This is a genomic window from Devosia sp. (genome assembly GCF_036676215.1).
In the GTDB taxonomy this organism is placed as follows: Bacteria; Pseudomonadota; Alphaproteobacteria; order Rhizobiales; family Devosiaceae; genus Devosia.
Map to the genome: position 1 here is coordinate 1 of NZ_JAKFDJ010000226.1, position 24,198 is coordinate 24,198.

At 64.2% G+C, this 24,198-nt stretch carries 25 protein-coding genes and 1 tRNA gene; 8 read left to right on the plus strand and 18 right to left on the minus strand.

The features are described 5' to 3' along the window. Positions 1-66 precede the first annotated feature (66 nt). Positions 67-666, minus strand: coding sequence for a phosphonate C-P lyase system protein PhnH (phnH, locus tag V6M52_RS19035; protein WP_332702546.1), 600 nt, complete (start codon positions 664-666; stop codon positions 67-69). A 1-nt stretch (position 667) separates the two neighbouring features. After that, positions 668-1,123 (minus strand): phosphonate C-P lyase system protein PhnG, encoded by a 456-nt coding sequence (gene phnG / locus V6M52_RS19040; protein ID WP_332693550.1) that lies wholly within the window; start codon positions 1,121-1,123, stop codon positions 668-670. Positions 1,124-1,199: 76 nt separating this feature from the next. On the opposite strand from phnG, the gene phnF reads away from it, so the two are divergent. Beyond that, positions 1,200-1,925, plus strand: coding sequence for a phosphonate metabolism transcriptional regulator PhnF (gene phnF, locus V6M52_RS19045; protein WP_332702548.1), 726 nt, complete (start codon positions 1,200-1,202; stop codon positions 1,923-1,925). Here the strand turns inward: phnF and phnN are convergent. From phnN to V6M52_RS19080, 7 genes are all read right to left on the minus strand, one after another. Next, on the minus strand, positions 1,922-2,485 hold the full coding sequence (gene phnN, locus V6M52_RS19050) for a phosphonate metabolism protein/1,5-bisphosphokinase (PRPP-forming) PhnN (protein WP_332702550.1): 564 nt from the start codon (positions 2,483-2,485) through the stop codon (positions 1,922-1,924). The two genes, phnF and phnN, sit on opposite strands and share 4 nt — an antisense overlap. Beyond that, entirely contained in the window at positions 2,482-3,630 is a 1,149-nt protein-coding gene (locus tag V6M52_RS19055) for an alpha-D-ribose 1-methylphosphonate 5-triphosphate diphosphatase (protein ID WP_332702552.1), read from the minus strand. Before V6M52_RS19055 ends, phnN begins: the two co-directional genes overlap by 4 nt. Before the next feature lie 203 nt (positions 3,631-3,833). Further along, positions 3,834-6,005 (minus strand): esterase-like activity of phytase family protein, encoded by a 2,172-nt coding sequence (locus V6M52_RS19060; RefSeq protein ID WP_332702554.1) that lies wholly within the window; start codon positions 6,003-6,005, stop codon positions 3,834-3,836. 87 nt (positions 6,006-6,092) lie between these two features. After that, positions 6,093-6,797 (minus strand): YoaK family protein, encoded by a 705-nt coding sequence (locus tag V6M52_RS19065; protein WP_332702556.1) that lies wholly within the window; start codon positions 6,795-6,797, stop codon positions 6,093-6,095. 202 nt (positions 6,798-6,999) lie between these two features. After that, positions 7,000-7,090, minus strand: a tRNA-Ser gene (locus V6M52_RS19070). Positions 7,091-7,209: 119 nt separating this feature from the next. Continuing rightward, positions 7,210-7,908: a glutathione S-transferase family protein gene (locus V6M52_RS19075; RefSeq protein WP_332702558.1), complete on the minus strand. Its 699-nt coding sequence runs from the start codon at positions 7,906-7,908 to the stop codon at positions 7,210-7,212. A 151-nt stretch (positions 7,909-8,059) separates the two neighbouring features. Continuing rightward, positions 8,060-8,500 carry a glyoxalase superfamily protein gene (locus V6M52_RS19080; RefSeq protein WP_332702560.1) on the minus strand — a complete coding sequence of 147 codons (441 nt, stop codon included), beginning with the start codon at positions 8,498-8,500 and terminating at the stop codon, positions 8,060-8,062. Between the two features lie 339 nt (positions 8,501-8,839). Between V6M52_RS19080 and V6M52_RS19085 the strand changes: the two genes are divergently transcribed. Next, complete coding sequence (locus V6M52_RS19085; protein ID WP_332702643.1) at positions 8,840-9,607, plus strand: sulfite exporter TauE/SafE family protein; 768 nt, start codon at positions 8,840-8,842, stop codon at positions 9,605-9,607. 63 nt (positions 9,608-9,670) lie between these two features. Here V6M52_RS19085 and V6M52_RS19090 read toward each other — a convergent pair whose 3' ends face one another. Both V6M52_RS19090 and V6M52_RS19095 read right to left on the minus strand, forming a co-directional pair. After that, complete coding sequence (locus V6M52_RS19090; protein WP_332702562.1) at positions 9,671-11,764, minus strand: molybdopterin-containing oxidoreductase family protein; 2,094 nt, start codon at positions 11,762-11,764, stop codon at positions 9,671-9,673. A 672-nt stretch (positions 11,765-12,436) separates the two neighbouring features. After that, a complete protein-coding gene (locus V6M52_RS19095; protein ID WP_332702564.1) occupies positions 12,437-13,063 on the minus strand; it encodes a hypothetical protein in 627 nt (208 codons plus the stop codon). Between the two features lie 110 nt (positions 13,064-13,173). On the opposite strand from V6M52_RS19095, the gene V6M52_RS19100 reads away from it, so the two are divergent. Next, complete coding sequence (locus V6M52_RS19100; RefSeq protein ID WP_332688204.1) at positions 13,174-13,296, plus strand: hypothetical protein; 123 nt, start codon at positions 13,174-13,176, stop codon at positions 13,294-13,296. 4 nt (positions 13,297-13,300) lie between these two features. Here the strand turns inward: V6M52_RS19100 and sugE are convergent, their stop codons facing one another. Further along, entirely contained in the window at positions 13,301-13,615 is a 315-nt protein-coding gene (sugE, locus tag V6M52_RS19105; protein ID WP_332688203.1) for a quaternary ammonium compound efflux SMR transporter SugE, read from the minus strand. A 189-nt stretch (positions 13,616-13,804) separates the two neighbouring features. Here sugE and V6M52_RS19110 point away from each other — a divergent pair, with 189 nt between their 5' ends. Then, positions 13,805-15,016 carry an MFS transporter gene (locus tag V6M52_RS19110; protein WP_332702566.1) on the plus strand — a complete coding sequence of 404 codons (1,212 nt, stop codon included), beginning with the start codon at positions 13,805-13,807 and terminating at the stop codon, positions 15,014-15,016. A gap of 51 nt (positions 15,017-15,067) precedes the next feature. Then, positions 15,068-15,487: a DUF1801 domain-containing protein gene (locus V6M52_RS19115; RefSeq protein ID WP_332702568.1), complete on the plus strand. Its 420-nt coding sequence runs from the start codon at positions 15,068-15,070 to the stop codon at positions 15,485-15,487. Positions 15,488-15,566: 79 nt separating this feature from the next. Here V6M52_RS19115 and V6M52_RS19120 read toward each other — a convergent pair whose 3' ends face one another. The 4 genes from V6M52_RS19120 to ndk form a co-directional block, all read right to left on the minus strand. Beyond that, positions 15,567-15,893: a DUF718 domain-containing protein gene (locus tag V6M52_RS19120; protein WP_332688200.1), complete on the minus strand. Its 327-nt coding sequence runs from the start codon at positions 15,891-15,893 to the stop codon at positions 15,567-15,569. A 112-nt stretch (positions 15,894-16,005) separates the two neighbouring features. Beyond that, positions 16,006-16,818: a hypothetical protein gene (locus V6M52_RS19125; protein WP_332702570.1), complete on the minus strand. Its 813-nt coding sequence runs from the start codon at positions 16,816-16,818 to the stop codon at positions 16,006-16,008. A gap of 8 nt (positions 16,819-16,826) precedes the next feature. Continuing rightward, a complete protein-coding gene (locus V6M52_RS19130) occupies positions 16,827-18,797 on the minus strand; it encodes a DEAD/DEAH box helicase (RefSeq protein WP_332702572.1) in 1,971 nt (656 codons plus the stop codon). A gap of 336 nt (positions 18,798-19,133) precedes the next feature. After that, positions 19,134-19,556 (minus strand): nucleoside-diphosphate kinase, encoded by a 423-nt coding sequence (ndk, locus tag V6M52_RS19135; RefSeq protein WP_332688197.1) that lies wholly within the window; start codon positions 19,554-19,556, stop codon positions 19,134-19,136. 239 nt (positions 19,557-19,795) lie between these two features. Here ndk and V6M52_RS19140 point away from each other — a divergent pair, with 239 nt between their 5' ends. From V6M52_RS19140 to V6M52_RS19150, 3 genes are all read left to right on the plus strand, one after another. Beyond that, the gene (locus tag V6M52_RS19140) at positions 19,796-21,667 is read left to right on the plus strand and encodes an ABC-F family ATP-binding cassette domain-containing protein (protein ID WP_332702574.1); all 1,872 of its coding nucleotides are present in this window, start codon (positions 19,796-19,798) and stop codon (positions 21,665-21,667) included. After that, positions 21,664-22,095, plus strand: a complete 432-nt coding sequence (locus V6M52_RS19145; RefSeq protein ID WP_332702576.1) for a cupin domain-containing protein — start codon at positions 21,664-21,666, stop codon at positions 22,093-22,095. The genes V6M52_RS19140 and V6M52_RS19145 overlap by 4 nt, the downstream gene beginning before the upstream one ends. Positions 22,096-22,172: 77 nt before the next feature. Then, positions 22,173-23,036 (plus strand): DUF4344 domain-containing metallopeptidase, encoded by an 864-nt coding sequence (locus V6M52_RS19150; protein WP_332688194.1) that lies wholly within the window; start codon positions 22,173-22,175, stop codon positions 23,034-23,036. Here the strand turns inward: V6M52_RS19150 and V6M52_RS19155 are convergent. Both V6M52_RS19155 and V6M52_RS19160 read right to left on the minus strand, forming a co-directional pair. Beyond that, positions 23,029-23,646, minus strand: coding sequence for a YitT family protein (locus V6M52_RS19155; protein ID WP_332702578.1), 618 nt, complete (start codon positions 23,644-23,646; stop codon positions 23,029-23,031). The genes V6M52_RS19150 and V6M52_RS19155 overlap by 8 nt on opposite strands. Next, positions 23,643-24,089, minus strand: coding sequence for a DNA polymerase III subunit chi (locus V6M52_RS19160; protein ID WP_332702580.1), 447 nt, complete (start codon positions 24,087-24,089; stop codon positions 23,643-23,645). Before V6M52_RS19160 ends, V6M52_RS19155 begins: the two co-directional genes overlap by 4 nt. Positions 24,090-24,198 lie beyond the last annotated feature (109 nt).

The window sequence follows — 24,198 nt, forward strand, 5'->3', positions numbered from 1 at the left end:
GGTCGGCCAGCAGGGCATGGGCATTGGCAATGGCGGCTTCACCGCCTTTGACGGCTACATACATCGCTAGTGTCCTTCCGAAATGCGGGTGCTGCGCGGCAGGCCCATGACTTCGCCTTCTGCCACCAGCAGCAGGTCGATGCCGCGGGGGAACAGTTCGCGATTGGCGGAGCATTGCGCGAGGAAGTCCCCGGGCAGCCCGGTGGGGCTGATATGGCCATGGCCCTTGATGCCGGGGCCGCGGGTGATGAGCGTCTCGCCGCCGGTCAGCGAAGCGACGGCGAGTACGATGGTGGTCGAGCGATCGGGATATTCCTGCGTGCCGAGATTGAACTGGTCGAAGCGCGGCAGGTGGGCGGCGCCGGTGGCGAAGGCGAAGACCGCCCTGCCCGGCTCGCGCACCACGCCGGCGCCGGTGTGGAAATTGACGAAGTCGAGGACGCCCGCATCGGCACGCAAAGTATTGTCCAGCCATATGCTGGTGTCATGATCGGCAAGCGTCAGCAATATGCTCGCCAATTCGGGCGATATGCTGCTCCGGATCGAAGGGGGCGTGACGAGTTTTCGGGGCGTTCCGGGATTGGCCAGCGCGTCCATGATGGCGCGGAAGCTGCTCTGCGATTGCAGCACCGGGTCGGCAAAGCCGCCGTCGAGACCGATATCCATCTCAGTTATCCCCCCGCACCATGGTGAAGAAATCGACCCGCGTCGCGGCGGTCTCGTCGCGGCGCTGCTGGTCGGAATTGGTTGCAAATGTCCGTAGTGGCTCGACAATTTCGGCCTCTACGCGGGCCGGATCGCGCTGCCACAGGGCGTCGATCACCGCGATGATCTCGGCCTTGGCCATGTCGCGCCCCAGGCAATAGCCGTGCCCCACTTCCCCGCTTGCAATGCGCACACTGGCGCGGCTGACGCTGGCCTCGCCCAGATTGAACGGCGCCCCGCCACCGCCGGCCCGGCCGCGCACCATGACGAGGCCGATTTCGGGTCCGCGCACCTTGGTATGGGCGGGCTTGTCGGCCCAGCGGTCCCAGAGTTCGGCCAGGGCCTTGGCCGGGGCGCTGGCCAGCGCGTCCAGCACCGCCTTGCGCGCGCCGCCATTGCTCGAAGATTGCGTCTGCATGCTTGCCTCGACTTGTCTAATAGAATAGACAACTAATGTCCTGAATCCGGTCCTACGCTTCTCGTGTGAAAATGCAATGACAGTCTCCAAGGACGTTTCCGGCGGAGTCGCCCTGTGGCGGCGCATCGTCGATGCCATCCGGCTCGATATCGTGGGCGGCAAGCTGGCGAGCGGCGATCGGCTGCCGACCGAAGCTATTCTGGCGGAACGCTTTTCCGCCAACCGGCACACGGTTCGCCGGGCCCTTGCCGTGCTTGCCGATGAGGGCGTCGTGGGAGCCGAACAGGGCCGTGGCACCTTTGTGCGCAGCGCCAGGCGGCTGAGCTATCCCATCGGCAAGCGGACGCGATTCTCGGAAGGCCTGGCCGGCCAGGCCAGCGTCACCAGCGGGCAATTGCTGTCCAGCCGCATCGAGAATGCCAGCGCGGCTGGGGCTGCGGCGCTGGGTATCAAGCCCGGCGCCAAGGTGGTCCGCATGGAGACGCTGTCGCTCGCCGACGGCCGGCCGCTGTCGCGCGCCACGGCCTGGCTGGACTATCGGAACTTTGCCGATTTCGCGGGGCGCTACACCGCGCTTGGTTCATTCACGGCAGTGTTTGCCAGCTATGGCATTGCCGACTATTCCCGCGCTTCGACGCGCGTCTCGGCCCGCCATGCCGATGTGGAGGAAACCAAGTTGCTCGACCTCACTCCTGGCGCCATCCTGCTGGTATCGGAGGCCGTTGACGCCGATTCAGATGGCAATCCAATATCTTACGCGCTCAGCCGGTTTCCGGCCGAGCGGATGGAACTGGTGGTCTAGGCCCGTTCCACCAGCCGGGCTGCGTCTTCGAGAAGGCGCACAAACTGCTCTCCGGCTATCTCCAGCGCTCCGGAATTGTCGATGCGCACCGTGCTGGCCGGGAGGCGGCTGTCGACGCTGCGGTCGAGGCGGCGCTGGATGGAATCGGCGGTCTCGCGACCGCGATTGGCCAGCCGCTGGGCGATGACGTCGCGGTCGGCGGTGACCGACACAACCAGAGTGTCGGGATAGCGGGCCACCAGCGCCGGGATCACCCCGCGGGAGAGGTTGGCGACCACGACCTTACCGGCCGCCAGATCGCGATCGAGAGCGATGGGCAGGCCGTAGCGCAGGCCATGCGCGTCCCAGCTGAGGGCGAATGCCCCGTCCTGCTCGGCCAGCGCGAAGGCCTCCGCATCCATGCTGTCGTGGTCTTCGCTGCCGCCATCGGCCTGACGCGTCACCACCCGGCGCACGAAGACGACACGGCCGGTCGCTTCCAGACGCTCGCGGGCAAAGCCGATCAGGCTGTCCTTGCCAACCCCGCTCGGCCCGACAACGGCGACGAAGGTTCCGGTCATATCACCCGCCTGCCCTGGCGCCACACGGTCCGTACAATGGGAATACCGTCTTCGACGCGCACCTGCACGAAGTCGGCGCGCTTGCCGATGGCGACTTCGCCTCGGTCATGAAAGCCCGCGGCTTCGGCCGGGCGCTTGGTGACCATCTGAATGGCCCGGGAGAGACTTATCCCCTCCACATTGTCGGCGAGCGAGAATGCGGACTGCAGCATGGAAAAGGGGATGTAGTCGGACGACAGGATATCGAGCAGATCGGCTTCGGCCAGCGCCCGCGCCGACACATTGCCGGAATGGGAGCCGCCACGGACGACGTTCGGTCCCCCCATCAGGATGGCCATGCCAGCCTGGCGCGAGGCCTTGGCTGCTTCGAGCGTGGTCGGGAATTCGGCCACGTCGGTGCCCAGGGCCACGGCCTCCTCGACATGGTCGCGCGTGGCGTCGTCGTGGCTGGCGATGACAATGCCCTTGTCACGGCAGATCTCGGCAATGGCGCGGCGATGCGGCCCGGCATGGGCAACCGACTCGGCGTTGCGGCGCTGGATGAATTCATCGAGGGCCGCATCGGTCATCTTGAGCTTGCCCTGGTAGTAGACCCGGTAGGCATCGGCGCTGGCGAACTGGCGCTGGCCGGGCGCATGGTCCATCAGCGAGGCGAGCCGCACCTGCGGGTCGTCCTGGAGCAGGGTGAAGCTATCGAGACAGTCCGGGGCCGAGACTTCGCAGCGCAGGTGGATGTGATGCTCCGCCCGCAAGCGGCCGGCCGCATTGCCGGCACGGATGGCGTCGGCGAGGGTTTTCATCTCGGTGGCGCCGAGGTCGGCATGCTCATCCATGCCGACGCGAAGGGCGTCGAGCACGGTGGTGATGCCGGATGCAGCGATCTGCGCGTCATGCGCCTGCACGGCAGCGACAGGGTTCCACCGCACCTTGGGGCGCGGGGCATAGTGGGTTTCGAGGTGGTCGGTATGCAGTTCCACGAGGCCCGGGATCAGATAATCGCCGTCGAGGTCCATGCCAGTGCGCGAGGACGGGGCGATATCGGTTATGATGCCGCCGTCGACCCGGACCGAACCATCCAGCACGGTGTCGGCCAGGACGATCCGGGCATTGGTCAGGACGAGTTCCCCAAGGGCGACAGTGTTCATGGTGTGGGACGATTCTGCGGTTCGTGAGAGCGGTGATTGCGCCTGCGGTAGCCCAGTTTGATGACAATTTGGCGACTTCGCGGTGCAGTCTATATGCCAGCACTGAAGGAACGTAGCCAATTGTGGCGCGCCATAGCGGCCCACCAAATGCATAGGGGCCGGATCCGTGGATCCGACCCCTGCATTCCTTGTCGCGGGAACGGCTAGAGCGCGCCGATGGACCAGAAGAAGGTCTCGCCAGAGCTGTCATCCACGCCGTCGTTGTCGGTGATGACGTAGCCGGTGCCAGTCGAGTCGATCGCCAGGCTCTCGACCTTGTCGACGACATAGCCGTTGAAGGACTTGAGGTCGGGGACGAGGTCACGCACCAGTTCCTTGCTCACGACTGGCAGTTCGCCATCGAGCGGCGCGGCCACCAATTCACTGACCGGCACGCGGTAGATGGCCTTGAGCTGGGCATTGGCGGCGATCTGGTTGTCGCGTTCAACGATATAGGCGAAGTCGCCATGGACGGTGATTTCCGAAAGGCCGACCCAGGCACCCTCGGCAGCCGCTTCGAGCGGGTAGCGCACCGCGCCCCATTCTTCGGTGTCGGTGTTGTAGGCGACGAGCTTGACGAAGCCCTTCTCGTCATCCCTCCACTCGCGCTGGATAGCGATCCAGAGGGTGTCGCCGATCGCGGCAACGCCTTCCGAACCCGACCGGGTTTCACCGGCAAGCAGGGCAGCCGGGAAAGCGATCTCATCTTCGATCTCGCCATCGGCATTGACGTGGAACAGCGCATGCGGCGTCAGCTTGGCAGTGTCGCCTTCCGAAGCCAGCCAGAAGCCGCCTTCGCCGTCCAGCGTGATGCCCTCGAGGTCGAGCTTCTGGGCGGGGTTGCCGTTGCGGGTGATGACGGTTTTCTTGACGATGCGGGCCGGCTTGGCGGTGGCCTCGATCTCGAAGATGGCCGCTTCGGTGAAGACGCTGTCACTGACGGCATAGAGAACGCCGGGCTTTTCGGCATCGGCAACGGCACCGGAAAGCGCGGCCCAGCCGATCGGCTTACCGTCGGCGTCGAGATCGGACATGATGGTCGGATAGGCCGGCTCGCCTTCGGCAAGCTCATAGATCATGACATGGGCCGGCGCGGCGCCATCGGGCGACAGGTCGGTTTCATTGGCGGTGACATAAAGATTGCGCGAGGGAATGGCCAGCGCACCTTCCGGGCCGACGCCGGAGGGGAGCGACTGCCAGTATTCGGGTACATCGCCGGTATCCTTGTAGACGGCGACCAGCGAGGAGCGTTCCTGGTTCACGAAGATGAAGCGGGTGTCGCCGAACGTGCCCACTTCCATGCCTTCGGGCTCGACACCCTTGGCGTCGGACCGGCCTTCCGGATAATGGCCGAGCTGGGCGGCGATATATTCCATCGAAACGCCGCTCTCGTAGAGCTCGGTGCCATCCTTGTGGAAGATGGTGAAGCCGCGCGAGCCGCCTTCGTAGTCGCCTTCATTGGCGGTGATGATGCGGTTCTCGTCCAGCCACTGCACGGCGTCGGGCTCGCGCTTGCGGCCGGGCTGGCTCTCGGTGAAGCTCAGCTTGCCGTCTTCGGTGGCGTCGATGCCTTCGAGATCGACAGTGCCGGCGCTGAAATCATTGACGACTTCGCCGGTCTTGCCGTTGAGAACGACGATGTGGTTGTTTTCCTGCAGCGTGACGACCAGCTCGTCGAGGCTGTTGAAATCGGTATATTCCGGCTCGGCATCGTCGGCGGCGAAGTCAGCAACGCCGGCCAGTTCGGTGACGCGCATGGTGGCACAATCGACGCTGCCTTCAGCGACGTCGAAGAAGGTGATGTTGCCGCTCGGCAGCTGCGGGATGGCGCCGTCGTTGAGGTCTTCGTCGCGCTGGTTTTCCATCGAAATGGCAATCAGCGAGCCATCCATGTTCTTGGCGATGGCGTCGGGCTGGCCGCCCAGTTCGCAGGTGAGTTCCACCTCCTTGCTCACCTGATCGATGATGGCGAGGTAGCCCGTTGGGGCAGTGAAGTCCTCGGTCGTATCGACCGTGACCAGCACCTTGCCGCCGATGAAGGTGACCGAGGTCGGCCCGCCTTCGAGCGCGACGAAGCCGCCCGCCTTGGGCGCGGTCGCGTCGGTGATATCGACAAAGCCGACGCCGCCCAGCAGCGCGTTGGAATAGACCAGTGTCATGCCGTCTTCGCTGGCATTGATGATCTCGGCCGAGTTCTCGACACCGTCTTCCGCATCCGGGTTGTTGAGGGCAACCGGAAAGCTGGCAATGCGGTTGAAGTACTCGGCGGCGGTGACCGACGCCGTCGTGGCCAGCAGCGTCGTGGTCAGCGCGAGCAGGAATTTCGGTGAAAGCATGATGGAGCCCCTGTTGCAGTGGGCTCCGCATAGGGCCGCCATGCTACAGGCCGATGACGCGAATATGACGGATGCATGACGGCCAGCTCACGCGCCGGGGGCGCGTCCAACGGCGTCGCTCACCAGGCGCGGCACCGCCATGACCATGAGGATACCAGCCAGGGGAATCGAAAAGACATAACCGAGGTGGCCAAAGCCGAGGGCGCCGACGACGCCGCCGAGGAAGAACATGCCGACGACGCGGAGCAAGATGCCCAGCTTCTTGCGGTCTGCCGTAACCCTGAGGGCTTCGGCCTTGGTCTTGTCCCGGTGCCAGTAGAGGTACTTGCCCAGCTCAATGCCGATGTCCGTCACCATGCCGGTGAGGTGGGTGGTGCGCATCCGAGCGCCGGAAATCTTGGTAATCGTGGCATTCTGCAGGCCCATGATGAAACAGAGCAGCGGCGCGGCGAGCACCATGAATTGCGGCGCATCGCGGCTGGCGGTGCCCAGGACGCCGAAGGCCAGCAACAGGAGCGCTTCCAGAGCGATCGGATAGGCATATTGCCGGGTCCGGGCGTTGCGGCGGCCCCAGTTGATCAGGACGGCCGAGCATCCGGCGCCCGCGGTAAACGCGATCAGGGCAATGATGCCGGCGCCAACCACGCCGAACAGACCCAAAGCCAGGTTGTCGGCGACCGCGGAGACGATCCCGGTCATGTGGGAGGTGTACTGGCCGATGGCGAGAAGGCCGCCGGCATTGATGGCGCCGGCGATGAAGGCGAGGACCACGCCGAGAATCGTGTCGGTCACACCTGATCGCCGATGGGCGATGGCGGTGCGCAGAAACTGGATACGGCTGCGATGACGCGGACGATGTTCGATGGCGGTTCCGATCTTGGGCCCTGACTCCAGCACGATCGGCCGAGCGCCCTGATTGCCATGCGCGTCGGGTGCCAACCACCCTGGTCAGGCGCCAATGTTGGCACGCGCATTGCCAAGGCTCAAGAGGCAGTGGCGGAGAGGATGGGATTCGAACCCACGAGACCCTTTTGAGATCTGCGCCCTTAGCAGGGGCGTGCCTTCGGCCACTCGGCCACCTCTCCGTCAACGGGTGGATAGCGGGCGGGGTGAGGCATGGCAAGCGGTTTTTGGCCGGCTGGGGATAGCGGCCCGATTTGCCAAGGCTCGGGTCCGGGGGATGCCCAGACCCGAGGCGCAGGGCTCAGCGCTGGTTGAACAGAACCTTGTGGGCTTCCTTGTCCTCGGCCAGGCTCTTGGCTGGTACATCCTTGCCCCAGGCGAGGCCACGGGCAACAGCCGGACGGGCGTTGAGGCGCTCGATCCAGGCCAGGGCATTGGGGAATTCGTCGCGGGTGACGCCATAGCGTTCCCAGGACTGGGCCCAGCCGATGGAGGCGATATCGGAAATGGAATAGTCGCCGGCGATATAGTCGCGACCCTCGAGCTGGGTGTTCAGCACGCGGAACAGGCGATGGGTCTCATCGCTGTAGCGCTTCATCGCATAGGGGATTTTTTCGGGCGCATAGACATTGAAGTGGTTGTTCTGGCCGAGCATGGGGCCGAAGCCGCCGACCTGCCAGAACAGCCATTCATCGACCTTGACCTGCTCGCGCCGATCGGCCGGATAGAACTTGCCGAACTTGAGGGCCAGGTATTTGAGGATGGCGCCGGATTCGAAGATCGAGATCGGCTCGCCCCCCGGGCCTTCGGGATCGACAATGGCCGGAATCTTGTTGTTGGGCGAGATGGCCAGGAATTCGGGCTTGAACTGGTCGCCCTTGCCGATGTCGATGCGGTGGTAGGTCCACGGCACGCCAAGCTCTTCGAGCATGACATGAACCTTCTGCCCATTGGGCGTGGGCAGCGAATAGGCCTCGATCGGCTTGGTCTGGATGGTCATTGCCGGTTCCGTTGTTGATTGATGCGCTAAACTATCGGCATTTTACGATGAAGGGCAAGGCAGCATGTTGCCGCCCTGCCCCAAGTCTTAGAATTGTCGCGCTTTCGAAGCGGAAAACCGGAGACCGCTTTTCCTGCAAGCTCCGGAACCATCATGCCCGCTTGAGGATCATCTGTGGATTGCCATTTCCGCGCAGCGCCGACGAAATGCCGCTGAAATCCACCGTGGAGACGACGCGATGGCGCAGGGCCGCGAACATGAAGGTGGGCGTGACATTGACGGGGGTGTCGAAGGTCACGGTGACGGTCATGTGCTGCATGTCGCCCAGCAGCTGGACGCCGATGAGCAGGCCGGTAAAGGGCTGATCGAGATAGAGCCCCTTGACCCGCATGCCGACCTGGAAAGGCACGGCCACCCGATCGGGCAAGGCGGCGCGGGCGGTGTTCCAGTCGCGATAGCCATGGGCCCGGGCGACGGCTTCGAGCGCGGCGCCGTGGGACAGGGTTTCGCCGGCCAAAGCGCGCTCCTGGCGGAGGGACTTGGCTTCGGATTTGAGGGTCTGGGCGGAAGGGGTGTCGAGCGAAAACGACATGACGAGGTCCTCTCATGCAAATGAGGCGACTGTTCCATGGGGGCTCGCATTGCCATGATGCGCCTTGCAAGGGATGAACCGAAGTTCGTTCTCATGCGCGGAGACTGGACTTCACCATCGGAATTGCTTCCGGCGAGCGGCGGGTGCCAGCGACCTGAGGCGGATATGAGCGCGAGGGGTGGTTTTGTCAACGGCATGGCGGGCATGCGATCAATCGCAGTGATGGGGTGATCAGCGATTTGTGTTGGGCGCGTCCCGCTTTCCAGCGTATGTGCCCAACCTGACGACCCCCACCCCCACCCCTCCCCTCAAGGGGATGGGAGCCGAGGCCCTGTGATCATGATTGAAACGCTGTTCCTGTTGGTAGCGGGTCTCCTGGGCGGGGCGGTCAATTCGTTGGCGGGCGGGGGCTCGTTCATCGTGTTTCCGGCGCTGCTGTTCGTCGGCGTGCCGCCGGTGATCGCCAATGCGTCGAACACCTATGCGGCGCTGCCCGGCTATGTGAGCGGGACTTTTGGCTATTGGCACGCCATGGCCAGGCACAAGGACCGGCTGGTGCTCTATGCCATCATGGCGGCGGTGTTCGGCTATGTCGGTGCCGAGCTGCTGCTGGTGGTGTCGGACGAGCTGTTTTCGCTGGTGGTGCCGTGGCTGATGGGTTTTGCGGTGCTGCTGTTCATCTTCGGCAACCGGCTCAATGGCTTCGTCGCCTCGCTGCATGGCGGGCGGCGGGGGATGAAAGTGCTGGGCCAGGCGCTGCTGATGGCGTTCCTCGCCGGCGTCTGCGTCTATGGCGGGTTTTTTAATGCCGGGCTGGGCATTCTGCTGCTGGCGTTTCTCGCCACGGCGGGGATGAACGACATCCATGCCATGAATGGGCTCAAGCTCTATATCTCCGCCATCGTGGCGCTGGTGGCAGTGGCCCGGTTTGCGCTGAGCGGGTCGATCGACTGGTATCACGGCTCGATCGCGCTGGTGGGCGTGGTGACCGGCGGCTATCTGGCGGCCAAGTATGCGCATCATATTCCGACGCAGTGGATACGGACGGCCGTGATTATCTATGGGGTTTTCATGACCGGGTATTTCTTCTGGGGGGCGTATTTCTGAGCTTCCTGAGCGAAGCTTGCAGTCGACACCCTCCCCCTTGGGCGCGGGGTGTTCAGTATCTTTTTAGTCCGCCCGCCTGATCCACACGGCCGCATCGTGGAAGGCGGCGCCGCCGAAGGGTGGGGCTGGGGTGGCATTGGTGAGGGTGTTGATGCCCTTGCCGCCGCGATGGGATTTGTTCTGGTGCAGACCTTCGGCGATGAGGACGCCGGTGGGCAAGCCGGTGCGGATGCGGGCGGTGAGGTCGACCGCGCCGCGGCGATTGCCGAGGGTGACGAACTGCCCCTCTTCGATGCCGAGACGGGCAGCGTCATGGGGGTGGATGAAGACCGAGGGCACGCCTTCGCGCTTCTGGCTGCCGGGGGTTTCGTTGAAGGACGAATTCAGGAAGGCGCGGGCCGGGCTGGTGGCGAGGCGGAAGGGATGGGTGGCGTCGGTCGCCTCGGTGATGGCCCAGTGGTCGGCGAAGCGCGGCATGTCGGTCGGGTCACAGGTCCAGAAGTAGCCCTTCTTGTCGGCGACATCCTGCCAGTTCGGGGTGAAGCGGAAACGCTTGTCGGGCCAGGCGAAGCCATCGGCAAAACGGGCGACAGCGTCGGGGCGTTCGCGGTCGACGAAGCCGGTTTTCTCGACTTCATCCAGGGCGGGATAGCTGGATCGGCGGAAGGTTTCGGCGACGACGTCGCGATCCGCCATGCGGAAACTTTCATCATCGAGACCGAGGCGCAGGGCCAGGGCGTTGACGACTTCGTGGTTGGAGCGCGTCTCGCCGGGGCGCTGAATCAGCGCGGGGCCATAGAGCACGCGGGTGTGGCCGCCGCGGGTGTAATAATCGTTGTGTTCGAGGAACATGGTGGCGGGCAGCACGATATCGGCCAGTTCGGCCGTTTCGGTCATGAACTGCTCGTGGACGACGAGGAAGAGGTCCTCGCGGGAGAGGCCGGCGCGGGTCAGCGTCTGGTCGGGGGCGACGGCGGCCGGATTGGTGTTCTGGACGATCATGGCCTTGACCGGACCGCCCTGCTTAAGGGCCTTGGCGTCGCCGGTCAGGATCGGGCCGATCTCGGACATGTCGAGCCAGCGCGGATCACCCTTTTGCAGGTGAGTGCCTTCGAGGCGCGACTTGTCGAGCTTCCAGGTGCCCGAATTGGAGTGGAAAGCGCCGCCGCCGCGATGCTGCCAGGCGCCGGTCATGGCCGGGATGCAGAGGGCGGCATGCATGGCGGTTGAGCCGTTGCGCTGGCGGGTAAAGCCATAGCCGAGGCGGAAATAGGAGCGCGGGGTGGTGCCGACGAGATGGGCGAAGGCGGTGATCTCTGCGACGGTGAGGCCGGTGATCTCGGCGGCCCATTCAGGCGTTTTCGTCGCGAGATGGGCTTCGAAATCGGGGCCGAAATCGGTGTATTTTGCCATATAGGCGCGGTCGGCGAGGTTATCGCGCAGCAGCACATGCATGACGGCGACGGCGAGCGCGCCGTCAGTGCCGGGACGCAGCACAAGGCCCATATCGGCCTGGGCCATGGTGGCGGTCTGGTAGATGTCGATGACGACGACCTTGGCCTTGCGCTCCTTTTTGGCGCGCATGGCGTGGGTCATGACATTGACCTGGGTATGCACGGCATTGGTGCCCCAGATGACGACGCAATCGCTCTCTGCCATCTGCTCCGGATTGACCCCGCCGAGCATGCCGGTGCCGGCGATATAGCCGGGCCAGGCGAGGCCCGTGCAGATAGTATCGTATTGGCGGGAATAGGCTTTAGCGGCGCGCAGGCGGTCGATGCCGTCGCGGTGCACGTGGCCCATGGTGCCTGCATAGTAGTAGGGCCAGATGGCCTCGGCGCCGTGCTCGGCCTCGATGGCGCTGAAGCGGGCGGCGATTTCGTCGAGGGCTTCGTCCCAGGAGATGCGGGTGAACTGGCCGCTGCCCTTGGGGCCGGTGCGGCGCATCGGATGGGTCAGGCGCTCAGGATGGTGGACGCGCTCGGCGTAGCGGGCGACCTTTTCGCAGATGACGCCGGCGGTATAGGGATCATCCTTGGCGCCACGCACCCGGCCGATGGTGGCATCGTCGATGATGTCGACGTCCAGCGCGCAGGCGGATGGGCAATCATGCGGGCAGACCGAACGGGCGGTGCGGAGGACGATGGACTGGTTCATGGCCGGAGACTAGCGGAGCGGCGGGACAGGCTCAATTGAATTGGGGTGATGCCGGGCATTTGCGGCGTGAATGGGCGTGCGGACGCGCCGCCTGCATTGCGGTTGTCGTTTGGTTCGGTGCCGCTCAACCTGTCGATGAGCGATGATGGCGAGGCCGGGGCCTCGAATTGGGTAGTAAATGGTGAGGCTACGGTCTCGCCATCACGCCGGGATTTTTCACACACGCATCGAGCGGCCGCCCTTTCGGGTTGGACGGTCGAGCTGGAGGCGGGGCGCTGTGCCCCTCTCCTCCTGCCAGCGTCCGGCCGGTGGTCAGCATACATGCGGGAGCCTGGCGACCCATGCTCCCCGGCAGTCTTACCCGCTCATCACTCGTCATGATCGCGCTCTGGCGGGAAGATGGGAACAGTATGCGGGAGGTTTGGTGGGTGGGGATAAGTTTTGTGCTGACCGCGCAATCCCCAGCAAACCCGGTCGTCATCCTCGGGCTCGACCCGAGGGGACTGTACTTATCCGATGTCCGCAAGTGAAGAGCCCTCGGGTCAGGCCCGAGGGTGACGATCTGTGGGTGGGAGCGGTTTTGCCCTTCGGGCCGGCTTGCCATTCGGCCATAGGCCTCATGGCCTTTTCACCTAAAATCGCTCCACTGGAGCGATTTTGCCTTCGGCCGGCTCAAAGAGTCGCAAACGCCTTGGCCGAGGTTTCGGCGTTACGGCGGGCGCGGTTGGTGGCGTGGATGGCCAGTTGGGCGGCTCCGGAATGGAACTGGGAGAAGGTGACGCGCTGGGCGTCGTGCGTGGCAATGGTGACGCCGCGCCAGCAGGGGCGGACGGCGCGGACGTCGGACCAGGCGATCTTGGTCTCGCGGCCAAGGGCGCTGCGATGTTCCAGCACGGTATTGTTCCAGCGCACCCTGGTGAAGAGCCCACCGAGACCGATGGCGAAGGCCCCTGAACCCAGCAGAAGCGAGGCAATGAAGGTTGCCACCATCTGAGTGGCTTCGACATGCTTGGTGCCGCCGATGACGATGATGGCACTCATCAGCACCACGGCCAGAGCCGCCGCGCCGTAGCAGGCGAAATATTCCACCATGGACGGACGCAGTTCGGACCAGCCATCGACGCTGACGGCTTCCTCGCTCTGCACCAGGCGCAAAGCCAGGAAAGCCGCGTAGCCGAAAGCAACCACGCCAGCGGCGCGGGCGAGCGGCAGACCTTCGGTGAAGGGAACGTATTTGAGGACGAGAAGGGTAACGATTACGAATAGTGGCAAAGCCACTTCCTGCCAGCGCAAGGGCACTATTGCTCTCCAACTAAATCTTGGGGGGCCGGCGACGCGAATTCGGCATTCCTGTGAATCGAAACTAACAAGCCTGCGCGATTTGGCCATTAACAAAGTTGGGAGCGGCCATGTTCGCGTGGAACATCAGCTTTTTTGTCACAGTGACCAAGCCTGAGAAAGTGATTCAAGCGGCTGAGAATTTGATTCAAGACGCCGGCAGGACGATTCAAGCCGGCGCCTCAACCGCCTGAAAAATCAGGAGAAAACCTTGATACCGATGATACCGGCGACAATCATGCCGATGCAGGCAAGCCGCGCCGCGGTCGCCGGATCGCCAAAGAGGTACATGCCGAGCAGCGCGGTGCCGACGGTGCCGATGCCGGTCCAGACGGCGTAACCGGTACCCACCGGCAGGTCGCGCAGCGCCAGGCCGAGCAAGACGACGCTGGCGATCATGGCGGCAATGGTGAGCGCAGTGGGGACGAGGCGGGTGAAACCATCGGTGTATTTGAGACCGATGGCCCAGCCCATTTCAAAAAGGCCGGCAATGACGAGATAGACCCAAGCCATGGGGTGACACTCCTGTTGGCGGGTCGTCCCGACCGGAAACGGAAGCACCCGAGGTCGTCCAAGGGCGGTGTGGTGATAGGCCAGATGGGAGGAAAGGTGAAGTGCGTCACATGGGAAGCAGGTCAGGCCCGCGCGCATGGACCGACTCGTGGTGGCCAGATAGACAGGTGCGCTGCTTGAGGAGCACCGATGATGGGTGAGACGAGACGCATGCCGGTGACGGCCATGCTCGGGGCGAACATGTTCTTCTCGGGGGTGACGTTCGCGAGCACCGCCCCTTATGCTTCGATCGTCGGTGTCGAGACACTGGGCATGAGCACCGGCCAGTTCGCCGCGCTGTTTTCGTTCGGCGCGGTGGTGGGCACGTTCATATCGCTGGGGCTGGGCTATCTCTCCGACAAGCTGCCGGATCGGCGCATTCTGGTGTTGGCGGCAGCATTGGCGGGCATGATCGGCCAGGGGTTGATCTATCTGGTGCCCACGCAATTGTCCTTCATGATCGCCATGGGGCTGATCATGCCGCTGGGCTTTTCGATGTTTTCGCAGAGCTTTGCCTATGTGCGGGTGTATTTCATCAAGCACGATCCGGCCCGGGCGGACTTCATGGTCTCGGCGCTGCGCACGGTCTTTACGGTGGCCTGGACAATCGTGCCGCCGATTGCCGGCTATGTGGCGGCGGAATTTTCCGTGTTCAACGTCTATCTGATGTCGGCGCTATCCTACGCGGCTTGCGGATTGATCTTCATCACCATGATGACCGACCCTGGCACGCGCGTCGCCAATGTGCCCCCTGCCCCAAAGCCCGCCCGCGAAGCCGGCGCGGCGCGGGCCAAGCTGCCCATGCCGATCATCAGCGGTGTGGTGGGGCTGACCATCATCACGGTGGCGACGCGGCTGGTGGGCATGGGCGTACCGTTGCTCATCGTCACGCAATTGGGCGGGACGCTGACCGATGTCGGCATCTATGCCGGAATAGCGGCGGGACTGGAACTGCCCTTCATGCTCGGCTGGGGTTATCTGCTGGCGCGGCTGAGCAAGGAATCCATCCTGATCTTCAACGGGCTGCTCTATGCGGTGTACCTCTATCTGGTGACGCAGGCGCAGGCGGTGACCGACATCTTCTGGCTGCAGGGGATCAACGGCATTGCCACCGCGGCGCTGATGTCGGTGAATATCAGCTATCTGCAGGACGCCATAAAGGGGCGCGTCGGGCTCTCGACCTCGCTGATGGACGTGGTGGCGATCAGCGCGACGCTGCTGGGTTCGGCGGCTTTCGGGTTCCTCAGCGCGGGCGCGGACTACCGGGTCGTGATCGCCGGGGCCGCGACCATCGCGGCAGGGGGTGCGCTGGTGATGCTGGCGGGCAATGTGGGCCAATTGCGCAAGGCCAGGATTGCCTGACGGGGGGCTGACCAGTGGAGAAATCAGGCTGAGCCTGAGCAGGAGAAAGCCATGAACCAAACGGTTGCCGCAGTCTTTGACGGCTATCCAGAGCCGCTGCACGAACAGCTTCTGGCGCTACGGCAATTGATCCAGGACACGGCGGCGGCCACCGATGGCGTCGGTCCGCTGGAGGAAACGCTCAAATGGGGTCAGGTGAGCTACCTGACCAGCCAGAGCGGCAGCGGCACCACGGTGCGGATCGGCACTGACAAGGCGACGGGCCAACCGGCCATTTATGTGAATTGCCAGACTGACCTGCTGAGCCGCTATCGGACGCTCTACCCCGATGCCTTCCGCTATGACGGCAATCGCGGCGTGGTGCTGGGCGCGGCACCCGATGAGGCGGCGCTGCGGCATGTGGTGGCTTTGGCGTTGACCTATCACGCGCAGAAGAAGGCAACACTCAGTGCCGGATCAAGGGATCATTGACGCAAACGCCCTGTCCGTCTCGGCCTGCGTCCGGGCCACCCTCTCCCCTGGGGAGAGCAGGCGCTACGCATATGGGCCGCTAGTGGTCGGCCATGTCGTATTCGGCAGCGGCCTCACCGGACACCGGATCGGTGACGCCGAGGTCGTCGCCAAGGTCCTCTAGCATGGGGCGGAGGCCATCCAGTGAGCTGATCATGGCTGGGCGGGCCTTGACGATACTGTCGAAGCCATCCCATTCGCCGATCACGCAATATGAGCGATCGCCGGTTTTAACGAGGGTAAACCGGCGCATTCCTGCCGCCTTCAACTCGCTCCCTATTGTTTGCACCAGACTGTCGTGATGCGCGACGAACTTATCCTCAAAGCCAGGTTTTACGCGCATACGCACAATATTATAGGCCGTCATGCCTGCCTCCCTGTTTGATGGGCAGGCCCTGAGGGCCTGACACCAATCCCACAATTTACAGCGTCCTCGGGACAGATCACAGCATATTCGGGGCTTCGGACACGGCGCCGCTTCAGGCCTCGAGCGGCAGCTCGATGCCTTCGCGGGCGCAGAGTTCGGCCATGGCGCTGCCGGGCGCGGGGAGCGGCATGTCGGCGCGGCCGCGGCGGGTGAGCTGGCTGCGCCAGAGATGGATGGCGAGGGTCTCGGGCCGGATGGCCGGATCGACGCTGGAGCCGGGCGTCATCAGCGCCGGAATATCCTCATAGGGGATGGGGTAGAACACGGCACTGGGCTGGACGCGGTCGCTGAGACCGTGCCGGGCGACATAGTGGGTGAGCGCCATGGGGCCGGTGGCGCCATATTGCATGTCTTCGGGGGCGATCTTTTCGCCGAAAAGGCGGCGGACGGCGACCTCGATGCGGCGAATGGGCGGCAGGTGCTGTTCGAGCAGCGGCCGCTCGGTCTGGGTGAAGATGGCGAGCAGGTCATCGAGCAGCGGGGCATCGGCGGGGATGTGCAGGACCGCGCCATTGATCGAGCCGGGACGCTCATAGGCCATGAGATAGTCGGGCGGATTGGCGATGGGGCGCACGCAATAGACGTCGAGATCGGCATAGACCCCCCGGCCCTGCCGCAAAGCCATCATGCGGAAATAGTCCGAAAAGACGCCGGGCGTGCCCTTGCCCTTGTAGAAGACCAGCTTGTCGCGCGGCAGCACTTCGGCGGCATCGCGGGCAATGGCGCCGGCCGGCAGGCCGGGCACCGGGTCGAAGGAATAGACTTCCACCTTGTGCCCGTGCCGGCGGAAGGAGGCGATGGAGAGCGCCTCCAGCCAGCTCATGGGGCCGTGCCAGAAGCTCACGATGGTGGGTTGTACCGACATAGATGCGATCAGACCTGCGGCTTGCGCTTGGGCTTGTGATCCTTCTTGGCAGGCTTTTCCTTCTTGGCAAAGGGGGCGCCGTCGGCAGGCTTGCCGGCCCATTTGGGCTTGCCCTTGTCCTTGCTCGGGGGCGCCTTGCTGACCTTAGGCGGACGCGGCTTGTCGAAATCGGGCTTGGGGGCGCGGGGGGCTTCGGACTCGGCCGGATTCCAGCCACCGGTGGCGGGAGGGGAATCTAGATCATCCGGACGCAGGCCGGACGAGCCATAGCGAGCCTGGCGATCGGCGCGGCCGGGGCGAGGCGCGTCGGGGTCGAAGCGTTCGACGGGGCCCGGCGGGCGGCGCTGGCTGGGGGGCGGGCCGGCGCGGCGTTCACCCGGGCCATCGACGGGCGCGATGGTGACGCCGCGTTCGCCGGAACCATTCTTTTCAACGCTGCGGGCAAAGGCATCGGCCTTTTGCGCAGCGACTTCGAAGATGGATTCGGTATCGAAGATGCGGATCGAGCCAATGGCGGTCTTGGTGACGCCGCCGGCCTTGCACAGCATGGGCAGCAGCCAGCGCGGCTCGGCCTTGTGCTTGCGGCCGACCGAGACCTTGAACCAGGTGCCGCCTTCAAATTTCTCGCGGGTACGCGGGTCCTTGTCGCCGGGCTTGTCGAAGACGGGGGCGTCGGACACGTCCTCGGGCGCCGGCCGGGCGGCAAGCTGCTGGCGCAAATAGGCGGCGGCGATGGCTTCTGGCGTGTAGCGCGCCAGCAGCTGGCCGACGAATTCGGCTTCTTCCTCGCCGACCGGCAGGGTCAGGCCCTCGGCGGTGAGGATGCTTTCGCGATAGCGGGCCTCGATTTCCTCGGCGGAGGGCGGGGCCATCATGGTGACGTCGAGGCGGGCGGTCTTGAGGATGCGCTGGGCGACGGCCCGGCGATGCATCGGCGCGATGATGACGCAGGTGCCCTTGCGCCCTGCCCGGCCGGTGCGACCCGAACGGTGCAGCAGGGTATCGGCATTGGTGGGCAGGTCGGCGTGGATGACCAGGTCGAGATTGGGCAGATCGATGCCGCGGGCGGCGACGTCGGTGGCGACGCAGATGCGGGCGCGGCCATCGCGCATGGACTGCAGCGCATTGGTGCGCTCGGACTGGCTGAGCTCTCCCGACAGGGTGACGACATCGAAGCCGCGGTTGTGCAGGCGCGCCGAGAGGTGCTTCACGCCTTCGCGGGTGGAGGCGAAGACGATGGTGTTGACCGCCTCATAGTAGAGCAGCGTGTTGATGATGGCGTTTTCGCGCTCGGCGGATGGCACCAGCATCAGCTTGTAGTCGATATCGGCGTGCTGCTCGGTGCCGCTGGAGGCAGCGACGCGCAGGGCATCGCGCTGAAAGGTCTTGGCCAGCTGGGCAATAGGCTTGGGCACGGTCGCGGAGAACAGCAGCGTGCGGCGATCCTCGGGGGCGGCGTCGAGGATGAATTCGAGATCTTCGCGGAAGCCCAGGTCGAGCATTTCGTCGGCTTCGTCGAGCACGACGGCGCGCAGGGCCGACATGTCGAGGGCGCCGCGGGTGATGTGATCACGCAGGCGCCCGGGGGTGCCGACGACGATATGGGCGCCGCGCTCCAGCGCCCGGCGCTCGGTGCGTGCATCCATGCCGCCGACGCAGGAGGCGGTGCGGGCACCGGTTTCGGCATAGAGCCATTCGAGTTCGCGCTGCACCTGGAGGGCCAGTTCGCGGGTCGGGGCGATGAGCAGCGCCAACGGCGCGCCGGTTTCGGTGAAGCGTTCGGCATCGCCCAGCAGAGTCGGGGCGATGGCCATGCCGAAGGCGACGGTCTTGCCGGAGCCGGTCTGGGCGGAAACGAGCAGGTCGCGGCCGGCGGTCTGGTCTTCGATGATGGCGGCTTGCACGGGCGTCAGCGTCTCGTAGCCTTTGGCGACAAGGGCACGGGCGAGCGGGGCAAGGATGGTATCAGGCAGGGACATATTTGGCTTTCTGGACGCCGCCAATCATTGGCGTCATGGCCGCATGGGGCGGGAGGCCCGGTTTGCGGATGGAATTTAAGGAAACCCCGCTTGCGCGAGGTGGACGCCGTGGTGGTTGGACACACCATAGCACAAACAAGCAAAAAGGCCGCCCGGCGGGCGGCCTACCTGACTCTTCCCTTCTCCCCTTGCGGGAGAAGGTGCCCGAAGGGCGGATGAGGGGTCAGCGGTGACTGGGATTTCGGCGATTGCGGAAGCAACCCCTCACCCTGCAATTCCTCTGAACGAGGAATTGCTCCCTCTCCCGCAAGGGGAGAGGGGGAAGAAGAAGTGCGCTTAGCCAACGAGCTCGTCGTCGTTGAAGAAGAACTTGATTTCCTGGGCAGCGGTTTCCGGGGCGTCGGAACCGTGGACCGAGTTTTCGCCGATCGAGAGGGCGAATTCCTTGCGGATGGTGCCGGCAGCAGCGTTTTCCGGGTTGGTGGCGCCCATGACTTCACGGTTCTTGAGGATGGCGCCTTCGCCTTCCAGAACCTGAACGACGACGGGCGAGGCGATCATCTGCTCGACCAGTTCGCCGAAGAAGGGGCGTTCCTTATGGACCGCGTAGAAGCCTTCAGCCTGGGCGCGGGTCATGTGGATCTTCTTGAGGGCGATCGGGGTAAGACCGGCTTCCTCGAACTTGGAGATGATCTTGCCGATGAGGTTGCGACGGACGGCATCGGGCTTGATGATGGAGAAGGTGCGTTCGAGCGCCATGAGGTTCGATCCTTGAATGGGTCTGTTGGGAAGGTGGCGCCTTGTAGCGGGAGACTGCGACGGAGACAAGACGGGGTGTCGCGGCACTGTCGAGCCCGCTGGCGTGGCACCCATGCCGCAAAGCCGGTTGCCATGATCGCCGCATAACTCTATCCAACGGCAAACACTTTGTCGCAGGCCTGAGGCACGGCTTTTTTGCTGTCGCCCGCGTAGGCCCGCCCTCCACAGATTGCCGCATCATGCTGACCATCAACAACCTGACCTATCGCATCCAGGGCCGCGAACTGTTCGAAGACGCCTCGGTGGTACTGCCCACCGGCTCCAAGACCGGATTCGTGGGCAAGAACGGCACCGGCAAGACCACGCTGTTCCACCTGATCCAGGGCCATATCTCACTTGATTCGGGCTCCATCGAGCTCAACAAGAAGGCGCGGATCGGGGCGGTGGCGCAGGAAGCGCCGGCGGGCAATGAGAGCGTGCTCGACGTGGTGATGGCCGCCGACAAGGAGCGCACGGCGCTGATGGCGGAGGCCGAGACGGCAACCGACCCGGACCGCATCGGCGAAATCTACATGCGGCTCGCCGATATCGACGCGCATACCGCCGAGGGTCGGGCCTCCTCGATCCTCAAAGGCCTGGGCTTCGAGCAGGACCGGCAGAATGCACCGACGCATGAGCTGTCGGGTGGTTGGCGCATGCGCGTGGCGCTGGCGGGCGTGCTGTTCAGCCAGCCAGACCTGCTGCTGCTGGACGAGCCGACCAACTATCTCGATCTGGAAGGCACGCTGTGGCTGGAGAAGTATCTCGCCACCTATCCCTACACCGTCTTCATGATCAGCCATGATCGTGACCTGCTCAACAAGTCGGTCAGTTCGATTATCCATCTCGAGCACCGCAAGTTCACCTTCTACAAGGGCAATTACGACACGTTCGAAACCACGCGTCGCATGCAGATGGAGCTCAATAACAAGGGCCGCGACAAGGCACTCGACCAGGTGGCGCATCTGCAGAAATTCGTCGACCGCTTCAAGGCCAAGGCCTCCAAAGCCAAGCAGGCCCAGTCGCGCATGAAGATGATCGAGAAACTCAGGCCGCCCGCGGCGATGTTCGACGAGTATTCGGCACCGTTCACGTTCCAGCAGCCAAAGGCCGAGCTATCTACGCCGATGATCTCGCTGGATAGCGTGGCGGCGGGTTATGGCGACAAGACCATTCTGCGCAACGTGAACATGCGGATCGACCCGGAAGACCGCATCGCGCTGATCGGCGTCAACGGCAACGGCAAGTCGACTTTCGCCAAGCTGCTGGCCGGCGACATCGCGCCGATGGGCGGCCAGTTGCGCAAGGGCAAGAAGCTGGAAATTGCGCATTTTGCGCAGCATCAGATGGACAAGCTCAAGCCGGACTGGACGCCGTTCGAACACGTGGTCGAACTGATGCCGACCGACAGCGAAGCCAAGCGCCGCTCGCGGCTGAGCCAGATGGGCCTGACCAAGTCGCGCATGGATACGCTGGCCAAGAACCTCTCGGGCGGCGAGCGCGCACGTCTGCTGATGGGGCTGATCACCTTCTCGGGACCGGGAATGATGATCCTCGACGAGCCGACCAACCATCTCGATATCGACAGCCGCGATGCGCTGGTGCATGCGCTCAATGACTACGAGGGCGCCGTGCTGATCATCAGCCACGATCGCCACCTGATCGAGGCGACCTGCGATACGCTGTGGATCGCCGAAGGCGGCACGATCCGCGAGCTGGACGAGGATCTCGACAGCTACCAGCGCAACATCACCTCCTCCAAGGAAGGCAAGGGCGGCGGTGGTGGCAGCAAGGCCGATCGCAAGGCCAACAAGGCCGAGGCGGCGGCCCGCCGGGCCGAGATCGCGCCGCTCAAGACTTCCATCAAGGACGCGGAAACCAAGATTGCGCGCCTCAAGGTGGAAATCGGCAAGATCGATGCCCAGCTCGAGGATCCCAAGGTTTATAACGGCGCGCCCGACCGGATGATTGCCCTCGGCAAGGACAAGGCGCGCTTCAGCGCCGACCTCGAGACCACCGAAGAGCAGTGGCTGGCGCTGAGTGCGGAGCTCGAGAGCGCCGAGCGCGCATGAGCAAGCTGACTGCCAAGGATGTGATCTTTACTCTGGGGATGCAGCGGCACCCCGAGGGCGGCTGGTATGCGCAGACCTTCGAGGATGCGGAGCAGTCGGACGGCCGCGCCCGGTCGACAGCCATCTATTACCTGCTAGAAGCGGGAGATGCATCGCACTGGCACCGGGTCGACGCGGTGGAGGTGTGGCACTGGTATGCCGGCGCGCCGCTGCAGCTGCGCATTTCGGACGGCACGAGCGTGGATGAGCATGTGCTGGGCGCCGATCTCGACGCCGGCCAGCGCCCACAGGTGGTGGTGCCGCGTGCAGCCTGGCAAGCGGCCGTGAGCACGGGCGACTGGACGCTGGTGGGCTGCACGGTGGCGCCGGGTTTCCAGTTTTCCGGCTTCGAGCTGGCGGATGCCGACTGGGGCCCGGGCAAGGATTAACCGGTCTGAGACCGCCCGGTTGACAGCCGGGGTCCCCTGCCCTTTGCTGGCGACCGAATAGACGTTGAAAGTGCGTGATGCGCTCTGTTGCCAAGCTGCTTGTTGCCCTTTCGCTATGCCTGCTCTGCCTTGCAGGCGCGGTGCAGGCACAGGAGCTGACCAAGAAACAGCGCGCTGCCGTCCATCGCTTTGGCTACAATAACAGCCTGTTCGTGCTGTATCACGAGCTGGGCCACCTGCTGTTCCACCAGTTCGACCTGCCGGTTCTGGGCCGGGAGGAAGATGCGGCGGACAATGTGGCCACCTGGATTCTGCTCAACAGGCGCGGCCCCGAGGCCGAGCAGGTCCTGATCGATGCGGCGGAGGGGTGGACTCTCTCGGGGATCGCCTATGACAGCGGTGGCAGCGAAAGCGACTATGCCGCCGTCCACAGCCTCGACAAGCAACGCGCCTATCAGATCGTGTGCCTGATGGTGGGCATGGATGAAGCCGCGTTCCGGCCCATCGCCAACGAATACCGCATCATTCGCGATCGGCAGCAGAGCTGCCATTGGGACTATGACACGGTCGACCGGTCGCTGCGGGCCCTGTTGGGTGGGCGCGGCGACAAGCAGGGCACCGAGGTGGTGGTGACCTATCACGATGCCGGTCAACGGCTGAAGGAAGCCGCCCAGGCCTTCAGGGCAAGCGGCGTGTTTGACCAGGTGGCGGAAGAGCTGCGCAACAACTATCGCCTCGGCAAGACGGTGCAGTTCAACGCCAAACGCTGTGGGGAACCCAACGCCTTCTACGATCCGGAAACGGTCGAAGTGATCTTCTGCTACGAGCTGATGCAGGACTATATGGATCTCTATTCGGAGAGCCTTGCCAAGGACCTGGAGCCAGCGGCGCCGCAGGTGGAGCCGCGCAAGCAGAAGAAGACCAAGATCGGGGCTAGCTGAAGCCGACGTAGCGCCCAGGCTTGTGATTGGTGGCGATAATCATGTTGAGCACCAGGGCGCCCAGGATCGAATAGACCACGCGGTCGACGGGCAGCACGAAGAAGGCCGCCGCCAAAATTACCGCATCGACGCCGAGCTGGAAATAGCCGGCGCGAATGCCGAAATTGTCCTGCAGGAACAGAGCCAGGATGTTGATGCCGCCGACGCTCGCCTTGTGCCGAAAGAGCGAGAGAATGCCCAGCCCCATCAGCCCGCCGCCGACCAGAGACGCATAGAGCGGCTCGATGCGGGAGATGTCGAGCCAAGCGGGAATCTGGACGGTGAAATAGGATACCAGGCCGACGCAGGCAAAGGTCTTGATGGCAAAGGGCCAGCCCATGCGCAACACGGCCAGGATGTAGAATGGCAGGTTGATGGCGAAGAACAGCCAGGCAAAGGGAATGCCGGTGCCGTATTGCAGCAGCAGCGCCAGACCGGCGGTACTGCCGGTGGTCAGGGTGGCCTGGGCATAGAAGACGATGCCGAGCGAGACCAGCATGGTGCCGATGAACATGGCGAAGATGTCTTCGTGCAGCTGGTGGCGGCTGGGCGTGGCGAGATCGGTGCTCATGCCTTCTTGACCCAGCGCCCCTCGGCTTCCTGCTGCCAGTAGGTCAGTGCATTACCCTCCTTGAGGGCCTTCCAGGCGAGGCGGGCTTCGGCGACCGCATCGGGGTCGTGGCCGGAGAACATGTAGACGATGCGCTCATAGCCCTCGGCGGACTGGGGCACGGCGCGATCGATGAAGAAGCGCACGGCGGCGCCGTTGGGATTGTCGGTGCCGGTGGTGATCAGCACGGGCTGGTGTGCGTCGGTCTCGTCGCCCGCCAGGCCATGGGCAAGGAAGCTGTCATCGCGAAAGGTCCAGAGGTGAGCATCGAGCGCCTCGGCCCGCTCGGTGGAGCCGACCTCGACCACGGCACGCCAGCCGCGTTCGAGGGTTTTTTCCAGCAATTGAGGGAGGACCGCTTCGAGCGGGCGGACTTCGAGGTGGTAGAAGAGAACTTCGGGCATGGATGCAGTTAAGCCCTTCGTGTGGCCAGGCGGAAGATTGAATCGGCGAATGGGTGGGTTGTTGCAGTTTGCTCCGCCCTTCTCCCCTTGAGGGAGAAGGTGCCCGAAG

What these genes read in the sequence shown, in the direction of transcription:
- V6M52_RS19115 (WP_332702568.1), top strand. Translation starts at nt 15,068, where the DNA reads ATGAACCAAACGGTTGCCGCAGTCTTTGACGGCTATCCAGAGCCGCTG.
- V6M52_RS19110 (WP_332702566.1), top strand. Translation starts at nt 13,805, where the DNA reads ATGATGGGTGAGACGAGACGCATGCCGGTGACGGCCATGCTCGGGGCG.
- V6M52_RS19160 (WP_332702580.1), bottom strand. Translation starts at nt 24,089, where the DNA reads ATGCCCGAAGTTCTCTTCTACCACCTCGAAGTCCGCCCGCTCGAAGCG.
- ndk (WP_332688197.1), bottom strand. Translation starts at nt 19,556, where the DNA reads ATGGCGCTCGAACGCACCTTCTCCATCATCAAGCCCGATGCCGTCCGT.
- V6M52_RS19125 (WP_332702570.1), bottom strand. Translation starts at nt 16,818, where the DNA reads ATGTCGGTACAACCCACCATCGTGAGCTTCTGGCACGGCCCCATGAGC.
- V6M52_RS19090 (WP_332702562.1), bottom strand. Translation starts at nt 11,764, where the DNA reads ATGAACCAGTCCATCGTCCTCCGCACCGCCCGTTCGGTCTGCCCGCAT.
- phnN (WP_332702550.1), bottom strand. Translation starts at nt 2,485, where the DNA reads ATGACCGGAACCTTCGTCGCCGTTGTCGGGCCGAGCGGGGTTGGCAAG.
- V6M52_RS19055 (WP_332702552.1), bottom strand. Translation starts at nt 3,630, where the DNA reads ATGAACACTGTCGCCCTTGGGGAACTCGTCCTGACCAATGCCCGGATC.
- phnF (WP_332702548.1), top strand. Translation starts at nt 1,200, where the DNA reads ATGACAGTCTCCAAGGACGTTTCCGGCGGAGTCGCCCTGTGGCGGCGC.
- V6M52_RS19100 (WP_332688204.1), top strand. Translation starts at nt 13,174, where the DNA reads ATGTTCGCGTGGAACATCAGCTTTTTTGTCACAGTGACCAAGCCTGAG.
- V6M52_RS19145 (WP_332702576.1), top strand. Translation starts at nt 21,664, where the DNA reads ATGAGCAAGCTGACTGCCAAGGATGTGATCTTTACTCTGGGGATGCAG.
- V6M52_RS19130 (WP_332702572.1), bottom strand. Translation starts at nt 18,797, where the DNA reads ATGTCCCTGCCTGATACCATCCTTGCCCCGCTCGCCCGTGCCCTTGTC.
- V6M52_RS19140 (WP_332702574.1), top strand. Translation starts at nt 19,796, where the DNA reads ATGCTGACCATCAACAACCTGACCTATCGCATCCAGGGCCGCGAACTG.
- V6M52_RS19150 (WP_332688194.1), top strand. Translation starts at nt 22,173, where the DNA reads ATGCGCTCTGTTGCCAAGCTGCTTGTTGCCCTTTCGCTATGCCTGCTC.
- V6M52_RS19060 (WP_332702554.1), bottom strand. Translation starts at nt 6,005, where the DNA reads ATGCTTTCACCGAAATTCCTGCTCGCGCTGACCACGACGCTGCTGGCC.
- sugE (WP_332688203.1), bottom strand. Translation starts at nt 13,615, where the DNA reads ATGGCTTGGGTCTATCTCGTCATTGCCGGCCTTTTTGAAATGGGCTGG.
- V6M52_RS19120 (WP_332688200.1), bottom strand. Translation starts at nt 15,893, where the DNA reads ATGACGGCCTATAATATTGTGCGTATGCGCGTAAAACCTGGCTTTGAG.
- V6M52_RS19085 (WP_332702643.1), top strand. Translation starts at nt 8,840, where the DNA reads ATGATTGAAACGCTGTTCCTGTTGGTAGCGGGTCTCCTGGGCGGGGCG.
- V6M52_RS19080 (WP_332702560.1), bottom strand. Translation starts at nt 8,500, where the DNA reads ATGTCGTTTTCGCTCGACACCCCTTCCGCCCAGACCCTCAAATCCGAA.
- phnH (WP_332702546.1), bottom strand. Translation starts at nt 666, where the DNA reads ATGGATATCGGTCTCGACGGCGGCTTTGCCGACCCGGTGCTGCAATCG.
- V6M52_RS19155 (WP_332702578.1), bottom strand. Translation starts at nt 23,646, where the DNA reads ATGAGCACCGATCTCGCCACGCCCAGCCGCCACCAGCTGCACGAAGAC.
- V6M52_RS19075 (WP_332702558.1), bottom strand. Translation starts at nt 7,908, where the DNA reads ATGACCATCCAGACCAAGCCGATCGAGGCCTATTCGCTGCCCACGCCC.
- phnG (WP_332693550.1), bottom strand. Translation starts at nt 1,123, where the DNA reads ATGCAGACGCAATCTTCGAGCAATGGCGGCGCGCGCAAGGCGGTGCTG.